Consider the following 17,650-nt stretch of genomic DNA (forward strand, 5'->3'; position numbering starts at 1 on the left):
TAGGTGCTGGACTCACCGATTGGGCGCGCGCTATGAATTGGATAAACAGAAACAAGTAGAGAAATAATTTTCTCATGTATGATTTTAAGAACAGATAATTACTAAAATTAAGGAAAATAAATGGTTTGCGTTTTATTTCCCCTTCCAATAATTCGCCAGTGCAGAGCCATTAATGTTCATGACTGGGCCAAAAATCGCCGCTGGCAAGCCTAGTGTCCCCACTTTACCCATCGCCATGGCGAGGCCTGATGCGAGTCCCGCGTTTTGGAGCCCTACTTCAATCGCTATGGTTCTGCAATCTCTTTCTGGCAATCGACTTAAGCGACCACCCCAATAGCCCAGCATAAATCCAAACACATTGTGCAATAGACAAACTAAAACTAACACCGGACCTACAGCCACAAGTGCGTCTCTTCCGTTTGCTGTAATGATGACAACGATGGCACCTACACTCCACATGGAAATGGTGGGTAATGCTTTTTCAAACCAGGGAAAGCGAGAACCCAATAATCGATTATAAAGGACTCCCGCCGTAATAGGAAGTATGATTAATTTGCTGATTTCCCACACCATCGCCCATAAATCGATCTCAATTAATTGCCCTGCCAAGTTTTTCATGAGTAAAGGGGTAAGCAAAGGGGCTAAAAGAGTTGCTATTGACGTCAGGGTGAGTGATAAAGCTACATTGGCTTTGGCAAGATAAGACATCACATTAGACGCCAAACCGCAAGGCATGCAACCCACTAAAATAATACCCGCTGCGATTTCTGCCGGAAATTGAAAAACCTTAGTGAGGCCCCAACCCACGAAGGGCATAATGGTAAATTGGAAGAAGACTCCTAAAACAACGGCTTTAGGTGAGCGCAATACCTCCGCAAAATCACCCATTTTCATCGTGGACCCCATGCCAAACATGATGAGTTGTAACAGGGGAATAATGAAAATTTTGAATTTCAATGTACCCAAACCTATAAAGGGCTCAGGAAAAATAAGCGTTAAAATGACAGCAGCAATGATGCTGAAAGTGAATAAAAGGCCTTTCATAGCAGGTTTTTGCTACCAATTTACGAATAATTAATTATTCAATGTCCCTTCTGCGATCCAGGCTTTGATTTGGCTAATCTCGCAAGTTCCTAGTTTAGATGTGCTTGATGGCATTGGAATATATCCAACCGCGTGATTTATGGAACCCATCAATTTGCCATTAGCCGCATACACTTTTACAGCTGCGTGGGAGTTTAAATCAATGCCTGCTGATGGCGTTGTGCCACTATGGCAACCGGTGCAATAGGTTTTCAAGGTAGGAAACACGGTGGCTGAAAAGGAAACGGCGGTAGTGTCACAGGTGGCAGAGGAGGCAGAACAGGAATTGTTTTTTGCCCCTTGTTGTATCCATTTTAAGACAAGTCCTTTGTTTGCCAAACTAAATTCGGCTGCGGGTGCTGGCGGCATTCGATCTTCACCAGTCTCTATCAGGCACTTGTATAAATCACTTGATGACGGCGAGCTTACTTTTACCTCGCGCATGATGTTCGTATAATCCGTTAGAATAACGCCGTCTTTCTTCGAAATGGCATCATGGCAGCCACTCATGGCACAATTAGACGTGATCAGGGGAAGAATAGTTTGATGGAAATAGACCGTGTCTGGGCTGCAATTTGTAGCGGGCGTTGTAGGAGTGCTAGGATTAATGGGGGTAACAACAGTCGTAGTATCCACCACAATCGGTTGATAAGCCAAAGGACTGTTCTTGTCATTTAGGCAAGAAACAAATACGAAAATGCTTAAAATAAGTCCTAGAATTCTCATTTTTTGGTATAGTTCATTTTTGAAGAAATCTTAATGACCTCGGCGATTTTGGCAAAAACAATCTTAGGGATATCTACTTTGTAATCCACTAACTTCACCTCGAACTGGCACGTTAAAGCTAATGTCGAACCCGTGGAAACAATCGTCCCTTTCAATTCAATGGGACGAGTCACTCCGTGAATGGTGGCAGATCCGGAAGCGGTGATAGGGTAAGTTCCAGCCACTGTTAGATTGACGGATTCTTTGATTTTCCCTTTGAAAGTCGCAGAAGGGAATTTTTCACTTTCCAAATAATTCTCATTGAAATGCTCCTGCATTAACTTGTTAGGGAAGACAAAATTTGTGATGCGCATTTGAACGGCTACTTCGTTCGTAGCCGTATTGATGATGCTGGAAACGGATTTATTGACGGCATCGATGTCCTCCATTGGAGTTTTGGAGAAAAAGGAAACTTCCCCGTTCGTCGTCATAAATAACTGTGCCTTGGATTGAAATCCAACAAATAACAGGGCTAAAAGGAAGAGTTGTTTCATTTTTTCTTTGGTTCTAAACTAAAAGTACGGGCCATGTTAAAGCCATAAAAGATGTCGCCTGCGCCCCAGGTGCCTAGGGTTTGGCCTATAAAATGTTTCTCGGTCATTCCGCGAGAGTTTGTCAAATGCAATTGAAAAACGTGTCCGCCTGTCTCGATATCAAAACCGACAGAAAAGGAATCTTGGTAAGGGTAAGCTACGCCAGCGCCTTCCTCATAATCCTCTTTGTCCACGATATTTTTATAATATTCTGCCGAAACGCTCAGGCGATTTGTGAGTTTATATCGACCCCCAAAACCCATCGATAACAAATTATTATCTAAGTAGATGGATTCTGATTTGTTGTTGTGCAAAACTGTGGGCATCAATTGCAGCGAAAGTTTGTCGCTAAATTTGCGGGCAATGAGTAGTTGGCCAAAATAGGACTGGCGTTGCAAATTATTTTGATAGCTCATCACATTTCCACTCGAAGTCGTGTAGCCTGTGGGCATCGTATTAGTTGTCATGCCACCATACAAAGTCGCGGTGATGGGCATTTTATTCGATTGCGCTAACACTTTATATTTCGAGTAAAAATCATAGGTTTTCTCGATAGTCGAACGACCAGCTCCTAAAAGCCATTTGTCGGTTAAGGAGTATTCTAGGCCTAAACGGATTTTGGCCTCATCTAAACCCAGGAAATTATCAATGAATCCAGAATTGATAGATCCAAAACGGTGCGAGATCCAAAAATTCAAGTGCTGTTTCGCCAATGTCTCCACCGTTTGCCCATTGATCAGACGCGTTCCTTTGAACGTGGCCTGGGTGAAGGTGGTTTTTTTTGCATCCTCTTTCTCTAACATATCAAGAAGGTCATCCTGGGCAAAAAGGGAAGTGCTACAAAATAGGAGTAGGAGTATTTTTTTCATTAGGCGAATATGCGAAGGCTGGTTCCAGATAAACTTGTTTGATAGGCTTTAATGCCCTTACTACCGTTTGCATTAGTGCCAGCGCCAGTGGTAGAGAAAGTGGCCCCATGTTGGGTGCAATAAAAACCGCCACCGCTGTAGATGACGTTGGCTTTATTTTCGTGAGAACAAACTTGAGTAACAGCGGCAAAACCAGTGCTAGACACGCGAGCGATAACGATTCCATTCGCAATGACATAATTACCTACCGTATTTAATTTGCTGTAGGTCGCGTTCGTTAAATCGAGAGAGAAATCAACACTGCTTGCTGGGGCAACTGATTCGTTTTTACACGAAGAGAGAGTAGAAACTCCGCAATAGACAGCTAAGAGAGAGGCTCCTTTCAGGCCTAATGACTTTAAAAAGGCATGTCGTTTGATTTTGTTTTCCATATTCAGAGGGGTTTGTATATGCAATATTGCAAATTTTAACGCGCTAAATAAATGATTATTATCACGAGTCGATGAATGCCTCTAGCAAAATGATGAATAGGTGAATAGGGCAGATAATAGGAAATGGTTATATTTGAAGATAAATAAGAACAAATGCTAGAAACCTTTTTGATTCGGTATGCACTGAATTTACTTTTTACGTTCATCGTCGTGCGGTTTATCTATTACCCTAAGTACCGGAATAACGACTTCGTTTTCACTTTCTTCTTATTTAATACCATCCTCTTTGTGCTTTGTTATTTGTTAGCGGAGGCTGATTTGAAGTTTGGTTTTGCCTTTGGATTGTTTGCCTTATTTTCGATGTTCCGCTACCGGACGGTGACGGTACCCATCGGAGAAATGGGTTATTTTTTCTTAGTGGTGACGCTGGGAATTATCAACTCTTTGGCCTCTTTAGTGAACATTGAAATGCTTTTAGTGGCTAATGCTGTGTTAGTGGCGATGACTTTTTTATTAGGTCGTACGTTGCAATTAACACATGAGAATTTTCAGACGCTTAATTATGAAAATTTGGGCTTGATTAAGCCAGCTGAACGCGCTGAATTATTAAAAGATTTAACAGATCGCACAGGATATCCGATCCACAAAGTGCAGGTCGTTAAGGTTGATTATCAACGTGGAATCGCACAATTACGGGTGTATTATTTTTCCAAAGAAAATGAGTCCGGCCCTCTTGACTTAGATGCATAAGTTTCTATTTCTTCTATTTCCATTTTACGCTTTTGCGCAGAAAGATACTTTACAGGAAGTGCGGGTAAATGCTATTCGTTCTGAAATGACGAGTGATCCCTCGAAAAAGGTATTTCAGGTGGGGGCGAATTTGACGAATTTGGGCGGTAATCTGTATGATGTTTTAAGCAACATACCCTCCATCTATGTGACCAGCGATGGGAATGTGAATTACCGTGGTAATCAAAATTTGACCATCTATTTTGATGGAAAACCAGCCGGAATTTTAAGCTCGTCTCGGGCAAATGCCTTAAGTCTTTATCCCGCAGATCAGATCGACCGCATTGAAATCATCTCGAATCCGGGCGCTAAATATTCCGCGGAAGGTAGTTCGGGTATCTTAAATATCATTTTAAAGAAAGGATCGAAAACGGAGTCTTTACGCCTAAATTCAAACCTAGGAACGAATGATAAATATGCCCTTTCGGCTACTTATGCAAAAGGTTACAAACGTTGGACGCATTTGGTAGATCTGAATCTACGCCAAAATACGCGCAACAACTACCAATACCTCTACCGAGAAAACCCAAGTCCCTTCGGCTTTTCCCAAATCGCCCAAACAACGGATGAAATCAACCGCGATTACAACCAGTCTATTCGATTAAATTCGATCTATACTTTCAGTAAGGACCGGACTTTCGGGATTTCATTTATCGGCCGTTTATCGTCTGACCACAATTCCGAAGTGCGCTATAACAAAAGCGAATTCAGCTATGCGGCGGATCGATTTTATGCCCGAGATGCGGACAAGAAAGGAAGTGATTCTGGTTTTGATTTGAACCTGTCGTATAGTCCAAGCGCAAACGGAAAGATCGATTTTTTATGGATCCAAAACCAAGGTTCCGACGCGAATCAATTCTACCAGCATTATTTTTACGGGGATTTTGATACCCCTAATCCAAACATTCCTGTTCGCAATGAGCGTTCGTCTGCCTATAGCACAAACTCGACCCTGCTCTTGCAAGGGGATTGGACTAAGTCGTTTTCGAAAAAGCTTTCGCTCGACTATGGGTTCAAATTGAACTCGCGCTTCTTCGAAAATTCCTTCTTATATGAGAAACAGAAGGAGGGGATTTATGTCAAAGATGGCGTTCGTTCGAATGGATTTACGTATGAGGAACACATTCAAGCGGGCTATATTTCATTTGCTAATAAAGCGCGTTATCTTCAGATAGATGGGGGGCTCCGCGTCGAGGCCACTGAAATTGCGGGTGATGTGCAACAAAACTATGTGAATCTATTTCCATCACTTTCCATTTTGCACCCCATTTCTCCTTCACAGTCGATTTCGTTTGCCCTTTCTTCCCGGATCACAAGGCCCAGTTACAAGTCCTTGAATCCTTTTATTTCTTTTGCGGACCCTTTGAATTTGAATGCGGGTAATCCATCGTTGAAGCCCGAAAAGGCGCTTCTTTTAGAGCTTTCGCACGTGAAAGACTTTACTTCTTTATCGGTTTCAAATTCCCTATTTTACCGCGAAATTACCGGATTAGTGGGGCGTGTTCGTACTTTTTTGAATGGCGATACGACCTTAACCCGCTATGAGAATATCTCCAAATCCCGTGCCTGGGGTCTCGAGAATCTCAGCACTTGGACCGTTTCAAAGGCCTTCAAAATAACCCTTAGTTCGTCAATCTACCAGACCGATTTACAAGGTTTGATTAATGGAACCCAAGTGGCTGAAAACCGTTGGAGCTGGAACTCTCGCCTAAATCAGCAAGTCAAATGGAAAAGCAATTGGTCTGCACAGCTTTCAGGAATTTACCAGTCTTCTCAGATTAATCCTTTAGGAATCATCAGTCCGTATTATACCGTGGATCTGGGCGTGAAAAAAGACCTAGGTCGATTGACGATCAATGTCCGGATTAACGATTTATTTAACACCCAAAAAACGATCTACGATTCCCGTCCTTTCGGCTTTGTCAGCGACCTCGAACGCAAGAAAGAAACCCGCATTTACTATATCGGCTTTAGCTATAAGTTTGAAAGTAAGAAGATGAAAGAAGGAAGGGAGAGAAAGAAGGTGAACGAAGAAGTAATAAATATAGAGGATGACTAGTCATCCTCTATATTTATTACTTCTTCTAGATTAAAGATTATAGAGTAGAGATAGGAGATATCCGGAATAATCTCAGAGAGTTTGTTTTAATGTAAATCACAAAATTATCGCGCAGCGCAATTTTAGATTTACATTTAAATAAACGAGGCAATTTTCGTATCACTAGGCCAAAATCGGACTTTACTTACTCTTCACTCTCGACTTCTCCGCCTCTAACCCCGTCGCTCTCTCCCGCGCTCCCTTAATGGCCATATTCCCAAAACGGTACGTGAAGTTCAATCGAACCACACGTGAATCTTGACGCGGACGAACGATGATATCTAGGTCGCCGTATTTGATAAATACATTTGGGTTAGAGGTTAAAAGTACGTCTTGCGCATTGAGGCGGATGACACCGCGTTTGTTTAAGATGGTTTTTTGGACCCCTAAGTTTAGTGCACCTCCAGCTCCAAAAATAAACGCACTCTCTAAACCTCCCGAAAAGTAGTTGCCGCCGATTTCAAGACGATAGGCCTTTGGCAAGGTGAAGATGTGGTTCGAGCTGATGTAAAATTGATTATTGACCGGACTTAAATTCGCATTTTCTACTTTCCCGACTAATTCCGCTCGGTTAAAGTAGATGTCGCTATTTGTAGACCACCATTTCGCAATGGGGATAGGCAAGGAGAATCCAAGGCTGTAATTAGTCCTCTCCGCCATATTAGCTGATGTTTGGTAGGATTTTCTAGCCTGCGTGTCTTGCTTTAGGATCTCCGTGATCACATTTGTGGTGTGGCTATAGCCCAAAATCGTACTGAAAGCCCCCATGTAGGTATGGCTTAATTCCACCGAGTTCGTTAACTGTGGGGTTAACATCGGATTACCCACTTTGAAAGTGTAGTTGTCCAAAAAGAACACAAATGGGTTCAGATCCCCATAGCTTGGGCGGTCAATGCGGCGCGAATAGTTTAAGCCAAGGCTGTGGTTTTTGGATAGATCATATTGCAAAAATGCACTCGGGAATAGTTGAGCGTAGTCGCGGTGGAATGTGGAATCTTTCGAGTTCGCCGTGTAGGCCTGAGACAATCCATCTGCTACCGTCCATTCGCCACGTAAGCCAATCTGATAACTAAATTTGCCGATGGCACGTTCCGTGTTCAAGTAGGCGGCGTGAATTTGTTCGGTGTAGACGAAGTGGTTACTTTGGCCTGTTAAAAAAGTAAAATTAGCGTCTCCATCGTTCTTACCCTGGAAGCGCAAATCGTTATCCGTTTTCACATAGGACGATTTTAAACCTGTGCCCCATTTTGATTTTAAAAAGGAGGGAAGAACGTAGTCTAATTTAAAGGAATATTGATCTACAAGGGAGTTTGCATTATTTAACAAAAGGGAGTCTGCACGCAAGGTGCTGAAATCCCCTCGCTGGAACTGTGAACGCAAATTAGATCCGCTATTGTCCACAAAACGGGCATAGTCCACATCGATCGTTAATTCCCGACCCGTGCTATCATAGCTATGTTTGAAGTTGAAATTCGCAGCATAATTATGACTCGGATTTCCGACATTATTAAACGTATTTAAGCGGGTCAAAGCCGTTCCAGCACTCGTATATTGTACCGTCTGATTCAATCCATCGCGTAAAGTAAATTGGTTAATGTTGCCAGAAACCAAAATTCCTACAGTCGTCTTCTTCGAATAGTACCAATCCACCCCACCTTTCAATTGTGTCGTCTGATTCTCATTTTTAAAGGCAAATCCATTTTCCCAAACTTCATTTTGGGCTCTAAAATAGCGGGTTAAATTGTTGCGCTCTAGCATTTTGCGGTTCACTACGGAACCATTCCCAAACCAGTTCCAGCCATTCTTTCGGTAGTTTAAATTCACCCCCGTACTTTGGCGAGAATAGACTCCTTGTGCCAAAGTCGCATTCGCAGAACCATTCAACCCAATATTTGAATTCTTTTTCAACTTAATATTGATGATTCCACCTGTTCCAGCCGCGTCATATCTTGACGACGGATTGGCCATAATCTCTAGCTGAGAAACCTGGTCTGCGGGTAAATTCTTCAGATAATTAGCTAAGTCAGCCCCACTTAAGTACGAAATTTTTCCATCAATCATAATGGCAGCACCCGATTTTCCTCTTAGGGAAATGTTGCCATCTTTGTCCACGATCACACCTGGAGAACGCTCCAATAATTCCATGGTCGTATTTCCGGCCGCCATGGCAGAATTCTCCACATTAACGATCGTTTTGTCTAGCTTTTTTTCGATGAACGGTTTCGTTGCCGTCACTTTCACTTCCGCTAATTCGGTGCTTAATGGCTGCAATGTGATGACCCCTAATTCGATTTGAGTATTCGCTGATATCTCATCTAAGGCGATTTTCGTTGGTTTGAAACCCGTCGATTGAAGGGTTAAGGTAAATTTGCCTAGGGGTAATTTAGTAACCCGTAATTCCCCATTTTCGTCTGTATTCATCCCTTTTACAAGGCTTGAATCAGTCGTTTTTTTCAAAAGAACCGTCGCAAAAGGCAGCGCTTCTTTATTAGCATCTTGAAGGCGGAGGTGTAAGGAATTTTGGCCAAAAGCCGTAATCGAAAAAATGAGTAGTAAGGCAATTAATTTCATGGGGACAAAGTTCCCACAAAAAAATTGCTAGAGAAAGCATAAAATGATGAGCGGTGCTTTTAACGGAGATAATAGATAATAGATAAGAGAGTAAAGAGTATAGATAAAACCTTTGGACTATCTCTACTCTCTACTCTAAAATCTTTACTCTATTGTGGACGCAAACGGAATACCATCCCCGGACTCTCTACCCCCACATACAAGTACCCATCGCGGCCCTGCTTCACATTGCGCATACGGCCCACGTTTAACAATACCTTTTCTTGCTTCACGACCTTGTTGTTCTTAACCTCCACACGATTCAAATAATTGAAACGTAAAGAGCCGATCATCAAGTTGCCTTTCCACGCCGGGTATTTATCGCCCGTCACAAACGTTAAACCAGATGGGGCAATCGATGGGATGAAATAGGAGATAGGTTGCTCCATTCCGTCTTTTTTAGAGATCGCTGAAATCGGTTTTCCATCGTAATTAATACCATAGGTAATGACTGGCCAGCCGTAGTTTTTGCCTGCTTTGATGATGTTGATTTCATCACCACCACGAGGACCGTGCTCCGTCTCCCAAATATCATCCGTCCAAGGATTCGTCGTCAAACCTTGAGGGTTACGTTGTCCATAAGAATAGATGCTCGGGTGATCTGTGTTCTTGAATGGATTATCCGCTGGTACGGTTCCATCGTCATTTAAACGGTGAATTTTACCATTGTCATTATCTAAACTCTGAGGGAACACTTTTTCCATTCCACGTTCTCCTACAGAGAAGAATAGATGTCCTTTTTTGTCAAATGTAATGCGAGATCCGTAGTGGAAAGATGTTTTCGTGTAAGGTTTCGCTTCGAATATCTCTTGCGCTTCTACCCAGTTATTGTCTTTTATTTTTCCACGAACGATGGCCGTTGTGTTTACTTTGGCCCCATCCTCCATTTTAAATTTCGAGTAGGATAAGTAGATCCAGCCATTTTGCTCGTATTGCGGGTGAAGTGTGACATCTAATAAACCACCTTGTCCCTGCGCATACACTTCTGGAGTCCCTTTGATCGCCGTTTTGTTGCGTTTTTGATCCACTAAATACAATACTCCTGCACGATCTGTAATTAAATAGTCGTTCGACGGTAACTGCGTGAAACCCCAAGGGCTATCGAAACCAGTGGCGATCGTATCTAAAACGATGGTCATTCCATCTGACTTGAAGATGTTTGACGTTGGTTTATTGGCAAATTTATATTGCTCAACACCGGCTAAATTTTCAACGATTAAATCTGCCAGTTTTTCAATTTCTTTAGGTGTCAAAACCTCTTTCCACGTAGGCATTCCGGCATCAGGATAGCCATGCGTAATGCTGTTTAAGATGTCTGATTTTTTATCTCCGTGCTTCCATTTGCGGTCCACGAACGCTTCCACTTTTTCGCCGTGGCAAGACGCGCAATATTTGGTGTAATTAACCTCTGCTGGCTCTTCAGTAACAGCTGGAGCATTCGTTAAGGACATAGTACTTAAAGCGGCCATCGCAATCAGGCCAATAAAGGATATTTTTTTAAACATAGCTTGGTATTTTTCTGCCACGAAGCTAAATATTAATTTCTATATTTCTATCTTTAAAGCTTACCTGATTCAACTTATGAAAAAAATCTTACTCGTTCTATTATTCGCGTCGCTGACGATTCGCGCGCAGGTTCCTAGTCCTACATCGCATTTTGGCTTTAACATAGGCGATAATTACCATTTAGCTACATTTACGCAGACGGAAGGCTACCTGAAAAAGGTCGCCGCAGCGTCTAATCGCGTGAAATTGCAGTCGATTGGAAAGACGGAAGAGGGCCGAAATCAATACATGGTCATCGTTTCTGATCCCGCTAATATTCGTAATCTAGCCAAGTACAAGGCCATTTCGCAGCGCTTGGCGCGGGCGGAGGGCTTGTCTGAGCAGGAGGCAAAGGCTTTGGCCAAAGAAGGAAAAGCCATCGTCTGGATCGACGGCGGTCTTCACGCTACAGAAACGGTGGGAATTCACCAATGGATCGAATCGATCTACCAGTTCACAACTCGTAACGATGAGGAAACGAAGCGTATCCTCCAAAACACCATCATCCTTTTCGTTCACGCGAATCCAGATGGACAAGAACTTGTTTCCAATTGGTATATGCGCAAAGCAGATACGCTGAAACGCTCCACAGATAACTTGCCGCGTTTGTATGAAAAATACATTGGACACGACAATAACCGCGATTTCTATATGATGAATATGAGCGAGTCGACTAATATGGCTCGCCAACAATACATCGAGTGGATGCCTCAAATCCTATATAATCACCACCAAACGGGTCCAGACGGAACCGTAGTCGCTGGTCCTCCGTACCGTGATCCATTCAATTATGTGTATGATCCGCTTCTAATTACCGGTATCGACGCTTTGGGCGCGGCGATGAGCTCTCGCTTAAATGCGGAAGGCAAACCGGGTTATACGATGAAATCTGGTTCCGTTTATTCGACTTGGTGGAATGGTGGATTACGTACCACAGCCTACTACCACAATATCATTGGTTTATTAACGGAAATCATTGGAGATCCGACGCCGGAAAACATACCATTAGTACCTAATCGTTTGATTCCAAATTCGGCGACGCCATTCCCCATCACGCCGCGCAAGTGGTTCTTCAAGAACTCGATTGATTACTCACTTTCGTTGAATTATGCCGTGTTGAATTATGCGACTCGTTACCGCGAAGAGGTCTTGATGAATATTTACAAGATGGGTAAGAAATCAATCGATTTAGGATCGCAGGATTACTGGACAATGTCTCCAAACAAAGTGGAGAAGTTAGCGGAGATTTCGGGCGGGAATTACAAGAAGAAAGCAGACAGTTTATTCGCCGTAGTCTACAAGAATCCAACGACTCGTGATGCGCGGGCATACATCGTGACGGCAGATCAGAGCACTTCAGGTATCGCCTTTATCAATATCTTGATTAAAAGTGGTATCCGGGTTGAGAAGGCTACAAAAGCTTTTGAGGTAAAAGGAAAGGCCTATCCAGCGGGTTCTTATGTAGTAAAGACAAATCAAGCTTTCCGTCCGCACGTGATCGATATGTTCGAGCCACAAGATCACCCGAATGACTTCCAATACCCAGGTGGCCCTCCGGTTCGTCCGTATGATGCCGCTGGTTGGACACCTGCTTATACGATGGGGATTCAATTTGACCGCATGTTGGAAGACGTAAACGGTCCATTCGAAACCGTTCCTTACGGCGAACTTCAAAAGGCCAAGCCTGTTTTCACAACGGGCGCTTATTATTCATTCTCCACTTCGGACAACGCCTCGTTCACCTTATTGAATGATTTGCTAAAAACGGGTATCGAAGTGTCGAAAAACGCTTCGTCGTTTTATGTGAAACACAGTGCGGCGGCAGCGGATATTTTGGCGAAAGCAACTGTGAAAACTCAGCCCCTTTCTGCTTTGCCTGCTTCAGTTTCTGCCAAAGTAGGCACGAAGCGTGTGGGTCTTTGGGATACGTATGGCGGTTCAATGCCGTCTGGTTGGTTGCGTTGGATTTTAGAACAACACCATTTTGACTTCAAATTAGTGTTCGCGAAGGAGATCGATAAAGGTGGATTACGTTCGAAATTCGATGTCTTGATTTTTGTCAAAGGAGCCATTCCAGGCTTAAAAGCGGAACCTGCAAATGAGTGGGATGAGAAAGAACCTGTAGAGGCAGATATTCCAGCGGAATACCAAGAAACGATGGGTAAGATTACCGCAGCTAAATCAGTACCAGCACTTCGCGCTTTCTTAGAAGAGGGCGGAGATATCATCACGATCGGTTCGAGTGCGAACTTGGCCTATCATTTGAATCTACCTGTTAAGAATGCCTTAGTGGAGATGGTGGCAGGAAAAGAGCGCAATTTGCCAGGAGAGAAATTCTACATTCCGGGTAGTGTGATGCAAGTGACGGTGGATCAAAATTCACCAGCAAACTGGGGAATGGCGCCTAAAGCAGATGTGATCTTTGCCGCAAGCCCTGTGTTTAAGTTAGCGCCGGATTCTATCTCTCGTGGTGTAGTAACTCCATTAGCTTGGTTCGCGACAGAGAAAACTTTGCGTAGTGGCTGGGCTTTTGGCCAGGCTTATTTGCAAGATGGCGTAGCTGCTTTCCAAGCGAAAGTGGGAAAAGGAAATTTATATGTGTATGGTCCAGAAGTAACGTTTAGAGGCCAAACACACAGCACATTCAAAATGGTATTCAATCAATTGTATGAAAACAATCGCTAAGATTTTAGGGGGCTTATTAGTAGCCATCATCGCCTTAATTCTATTTTTCGCTGAACGCGATCGTCCAGTGGAGGAGTTGATTCCCTTGTATGCAAACAAGGGTTCGAAATTCATGCCTATCATGGGAATGAAGGTGCATTACCGGGACGAAGGTGTAGCGACGGATACGTTGCCTCTGATTTTGCTGCACGGAATGTCTTCCTCTTTGAATACTTGGGATAACGTGGCGCTGTACTTAAAGCGGTACAAGCGGGTGATTAGTCTCGATTTACCAGGTTTTGCGTTAACGGGGCCATCGCCGGAAAACAACTATGATTTTCCGTATTATTCCAAGTTCATCGATTCCTTTGCGACGCGCTTAAAGATCAAGCGTTTCATTTTAGTCGGTAATTCGATGGGTGGCGCTATTACCTGGAATTATGCCCTGCATAATCCGTCTCGCTTGGCGAAAATGGTCTTGATCGATGCGGCGGGTTATCCCAAAAAAGGAGAGAGCGGTTCACTTGGTTTTAAACTAGCTTCCACTCCAGTGATCAACAATTTGTTGTTGTATGTAACGCCTAAATCATTAGTAAGAAAAAGCCTGGAATCTATTTACGCTGATCAGTCCAAAGTGACTGATGAGCAGGTGGAGCGATTCCATGACATTGCCATTCGGGAAGGAAATCGCCAAGTGGCATTGCAGATATTCAAAGGATCTTTCCATGGGGATTACAAGCGCATTAAAGAAATCAAGACGCCTACATTTGTTATGTGGGGGGCGAAAGATCAGTTGATATCGGTAGATAATTCAGCAGAATTTATGAAGGATATCAAAGGAAGCACAGGGGTGATTTTTAACGTGGGTCATGTACCTATGGAAGAAATACCATTCGATGTGGCTTTATCGATATATAAATTTGTGCGATAGGACTTTCCAAAAGATTGTTTTATTATTGTATCAATTATTGACAATAAACCTATTTAACAATTAAACTATGAAAAGAATCTGGCAACTTACTTGCCTGCTGGGCCTAATTGCGTCTAGCGCGTTTGCACAGACTGATTTTAAAATGCCTGTTCAGGCTAAAATAGAATCAGGAATCATCGAAGGTGATTACAATACACAAACAGGAGTTCAGACTTATTTCGGTGTACCTTTTGCCAAACCACCGGTAGGAGATTTACGTTGGAAAGCACCAGTTCCGGCTGAACCTTGGTCTGGAGTGAAAAAAACAAAAGCTTTTGGACCACGTCCTATTCAGGCGATTGTATTTGGAGATATGGGATCTCGTTCTGCGGGTCTTAGCGAAGATTGTTTATATCTGAACATTTGGTCTCCAGCTAAAAGAAATACGAAAAATTTACCGGTCTTAGTTTATTTCTACGGCGGTGGATTATTCGCGGGGGATGCATCTGAGCCACGCTATGATGGCGAGGCGATGTCGAAACAGGGAATCGTAGTTGTGACGGTGAACTACCGTTTAGGCCTTTTTGGTTTCTTCTCCCATCCGGAATTATCAGCGGAGGCTTCTTATAAGGCGTCTGGAAATTATGGTTATTTAGACCAAAACTTAGCCCTGCAATGGGTGAAGAGAAACATTGCTGCTTTTGGTGGAGATGCGTCTAAAGTGACGATCGCTGGGGAATCAGCTGGTTCTGCTTCAGTTTCTGTCCAAATGGCTTCTCCGCTATCGAAAGGCTTAATCGCCGGAGCGATCGGAGAAAGTGGTGCGGGAATTAATCCTACCATGTCTCCTGTTCCTTTAGCGCAAGCTGAAAAAACAGGAGTGGCTTTTGCGGAGAAAGCAGGAGCGAAGTCTTTGAAAGATTTACGCGCCATGTCATCTCGCGAATTATTTGAAATCGCTCAAGAAACACGTACGGTTAGTTTCTCTACGGTGCTTGATGGCTATTTTTTACCTAAAAGCTTACCAGAGATTTTCAATGCAAAACAGCAATCGATGGTTCCGCTTCTTTTAGGTTGGAACTCAGCGGAGATTCCGGGTGGAGCCTTTATGCAAGGCAAACCGTATACACATGATAATTATGTGGCGAAGGTAAAAGAAGCGTATCCGGCAGATCATGAAACCGTTTTGAAATTATACCCATCGGGATCGGAGGATGTGATCGAGCGTTCAGCAACGGCTTTAGCGGCAGATCGTTTCATTTCGTACAGCACTTGGAAATGGTTCGATTTACATCGTAAGAATTCAACGCAACCGGTATACCGTTATTTATATTCACGCCACCGCGCTCCACTAGTGGACAAGTCAGTTGCGTCAGGTTTAGCTGGGGGAACAGTGAAAGCGGATCCCAATGCACCGAAACCTCGTCCAGCGGTGGGAGCTCCTCACGCTTGTGAGATCGAATATTGCATGGGCAACTTGCACTTGATTAAGGATTACGCTTTTACAGCGGATGATTATACGGTTTCTAAAACGATGTTCACCTATTTCGCGAACTTCGTAAAGACGGGAAATCCGAACGGGGGAACTTTGGCAAACTGGCCTGCAGCAGCTCCTCAAGATAAGGAACCTGGTGTAATGGTGATTGATGTGGAATCCAAAGCAATCAAGGCGACGGATGACGCACGTTATGAGTTCTTAGACAAATTCTATAAAAACTAATCTTATGAAAAAATTAATCATTGCATGTGCTTTAGTGATTGGCTCCATGAGCTTAAAAGCACAAATCACTACAGGTAAAGATGTCGCTATTGTGGCGACGGATGCCGGGAAAGTACGTGGGTATATTCACAGTGGAATTTATACCTACAAGGGTATTCCGTACGCGGAGGCAGCTCGTTTTGAGGCACCTCACAAGCCTAAACCTTGGGCTGGTGTTCGTTCGTCTATGTCTTATGGTCCGGTTTCGCCTTTAATTGATGAAACAACTCAGATTCAGGATGAATCAGAATTCGTATTCAACCACAACTGGGGTTTCACGAATGAGGATTGCATGCGCATTAACGTCTGGACGCCTGGAATCAATGATGGCAAGAAGCGTCCGGTGATGTTCTGGATTCACGGTGGTGGATTTACAGCTGGTTCAGCGGTAGAATTGCCATCGTATGATGGAGAGAATTTGGCCAAAAAAGGGGACGTCGTAGTCGTTTCCATTTCCCACCGGTTGAACATTACGGGTTATTTAGATTTATCGGCTTACGGCGAAAAATACAAATACTCGGCAAACAATAGCGTATTGGATATGCGTGCGGCGTTGGAATGGGTAAAAGAAAACATTGGCTCTTTCGGGGGTGACGCGAAAAACGTAACCATCTTCGGGCAATCGGGCGGAGGCGCGAAAGTAAATACCTTGATGGCGATGCCATCAGCGAAAGGTTTATTCAGCAAAGCAATCAACCAAAGTGGTTCATTCCGCGCAAACATGTTAGACAAGGCAACTACCCAAAGCATCACTGCCGAAGTCTTGAAAGCTTTAAACATCCCTGCAGCAAAAGTAGATAGTTTACAATCGATCCCGTATCCGGTCTTAGCTTCAGCAGGCAAGAAAGCCTTAGCAAACATCGCTGCTCAAATGAAAGCGGCCGGAAAACCTGTAGTTGGTTTTGGCCTAAGCTGGGGCCCATCAGTAGATGGCGACTTATTACCTTACCAATTGTTCTCGAAAGAGGCATTCGAACTATCAAAAGACGTTCCTTTGTTAATCGGAACGGTGAAGAACGAATTCATGCCATCCATCATGACAGGAATGTCGGATGCAACCGCAGAACAAGTGGATGCGTACATTAAAAGAACCTACGGTGAAAAAGCGGAGGCGTTCAAGGCAGCCGTAAAGAAAGCCTATCCGAATGACACGAAGCCATCTGATTTAATGGATGTGGACGTGATGTTCCGTCCAGGTGCAGTAGTTCAAGCAAAAGAAAAATCTGCCTTGAAAGCGGCACCCGTTTACATGTATTTAATGACCTGGCAATCTCCAGTAATGGATGGTAAATACAAAGCATTCCATTGCATGGAATTACCGTTCTGCTTCAATAACATCGCGCGTTGCGAGGAAATGACAGGAGGCGGAAAAGAAGCCTATGTCTTAGCAGATCGCATGAGTTCGTCTTGGATTAACTTTGCTAAAACGGGTAACCCGGGTCACAAAGGTATCCCAGCTTGGCCTACGTTCGATACAGCAAATACAGCGACGATGCACTTCAATAATACCTGCGAGGTGAAACCGCAGCAAGATGCGGAATTATATAGCTTGATTGCTAGATAATGCATCTCTAGATAAAGAAAGAGGCCCATC

General features: G+C 43.6%; 13 protein-coding genes. 6 read left to right on the top strand and 7 right to left on the bottom strand.

Going from position 1 to position 17,650, the window contains the following annotated elements; translation table 11 throughout:
* Positions 1-132 precede the first annotated feature (132 nt).
* From EWU21_RS01980 to EWU21_RS02000, 5 genes are read right to left on the bottom strand one after another with little or no spacing between them, the layout of a single operon-like run.
* The gene (locus EWU21_RS01980) at positions 133-1,044 is read right to left on the bottom strand and encodes a bile acid:sodium symporter family protein (RefSeq protein ID WP_130895120.1); all 912 of its coding nucleotides are present in this window, start codon (positions 1,042-1,044) and stop codon (positions 133-135) included.
* A gap of 30 nt (positions 1,045-1,074) precedes the next feature.
* Positions 1,075-1,809 carry a hypothetical protein gene (locus tag EWU21_RS01985; RefSeq protein WP_130895121.1) on the bottom strand — a complete coding sequence of 245 codons (735 nt, stop codon included), beginning with the start codon at positions 1,807-1,809 and terminating at the stop codon, positions 1,075-1,077.
* On the bottom strand, positions 1,806-2,342 hold the full coding sequence (locus tag EWU21_RS01990; protein WP_130895122.1) for a YceI family protein: 537 nt from the start codon (positions 2,340-2,342) through the stop codon (positions 1,806-1,808). Before EWU21_RS01990 ends, EWU21_RS01985 begins: the two co-directional genes overlap by 4 nt.
* Entirely contained in the window at positions 2,339-3,250 is a 912-nt protein-coding gene (locus EWU21_RS01995; RefSeq protein WP_201737832.1) for a DUF5777 family beta-barrel protein, read from the bottom strand. The genes EWU21_RS01990 and EWU21_RS01995 overlap by 4 nt, the downstream gene beginning before the upstream one ends.
* A complete protein-coding gene (locus EWU21_RS02000) occupies positions 3,250-3,681 on the bottom strand; it encodes a Rieske 2Fe-2S domain-containing protein (RefSeq protein ID WP_130895124.1) in 432 nt (143 codons plus the stop codon). Before EWU21_RS02000 ends, EWU21_RS01995 begins: the two co-directional genes overlap by 1 nt.
* 153 nt (positions 3,682-3,834) lie before the next feature.
* Here EWU21_RS02000 and EWU21_RS02005 point away from each other — a divergent pair, with 153 nt between their 5' ends.
* Both EWU21_RS02005 and EWU21_RS02010 read left to right on the top strand, forming a co-directional pair.
* On the top strand, positions 3,835-4,431 hold the full coding sequence (locus EWU21_RS02005; RefSeq protein WP_130895125.1) for a DUF4956 domain-containing protein: 597 nt from the start codon (positions 3,835-3,837) through the stop codon (positions 4,429-4,431).
* The gene (locus EWU21_RS02010) at positions 4,424-6,529 is read left to right on the top strand and encodes a TonB-dependent receptor domain-containing protein (protein WP_130895126.1); all 2,106 of its coding nucleotides are present in this window, start codon (positions 4,424-4,426) and stop codon (positions 6,527-6,529) included. Before EWU21_RS02005 ends, EWU21_RS02010 begins: the two co-directional genes overlap by 8 nt.
* Positions 6,530-6,709: 180 nt before the next feature.
* Here EWU21_RS02010 and EWU21_RS02015 read toward each other — a convergent pair whose 3' ends face one another.
* Together EWU21_RS02015 and EWU21_RS02020 are read right to left on the bottom strand one after the other, a co-directional pair.
* Positions 6,710-9,139 (bottom strand): TonB-dependent receptor domain-containing protein, encoded by a 2,430-nt coding sequence (locus EWU21_RS02015; protein WP_130895127.1) that lies wholly within the window; start codon positions 9,137-9,139, stop codon positions 6,710-6,712.
* Between the two features lie 149 nt (positions 9,140-9,288).
* On the bottom strand, positions 9,289-10,683 hold the full coding sequence (locus EWU21_RS02020; protein WP_130895128.1) for a PQQ-dependent sugar dehydrogenase: 1,395 nt from the start codon (positions 10,681-10,683) through the stop codon (positions 9,289-9,291).
* Between the two features lie 76 nt (positions 10,684-10,759).
* On the opposite strand from EWU21_RS02020, the gene EWU21_RS02025 reads away from it, so the two are divergent.
* The 4 genes from EWU21_RS02025 (at position 10,760) to EWU21_RS02040 (ending at position 17,620) form a co-directional block, all read left to right on the top strand.
* Complete coding sequence (locus tag EWU21_RS02025) at positions 10,760-13,408, top strand: M14 family metallopeptidase (RefSeq protein WP_130895129.1); 2,649 nt, start codon at positions 10,760-10,762, stop codon at positions 13,406-13,408.
* Positions 13,392-14,318, top strand: a complete 927-nt coding sequence (locus EWU21_RS02030) for an alpha/beta hydrolase (RefSeq protein ID WP_130895130.1) — start codon at positions 13,392-13,394, stop codon at positions 14,316-14,318. The genes EWU21_RS02025 and EWU21_RS02030 overlap by 17 nt, the downstream gene beginning before the upstream one ends.
* A 67-nt stretch (positions 14,319-14,385) precedes the next feature.
* Complete coding sequence (locus tag EWU21_RS02035; protein WP_130895131.1) at positions 14,386-16,017, top strand: carboxylesterase/lipase family protein; 1,632 nt, start codon at positions 14,386-14,388, stop codon at positions 16,015-16,017.
* Positions 16,018-16,021: 4 nt separating this feature from the next.
* Positions 16,022-17,620, top strand: a complete 1,599-nt coding sequence (locus EWU21_RS02040) for a carboxylesterase/lipase family protein (RefSeq protein WP_130895132.1) — start codon at positions 16,022-16,024, stop codon at positions 17,618-17,620.
* The last annotated feature ends 30 nt before the right edge of the window (positions 17,621-17,650 follow it).

Origin of the sequence: Aquirufa antheringensis (assembly GCF_004307425.1) — a bacterium.
GTDB lineage: Bacteria > Bacteroidota > Bacteroidia > Cytophagales > Spirosomataceae > Aquirufa > Aquirufa antheringensis.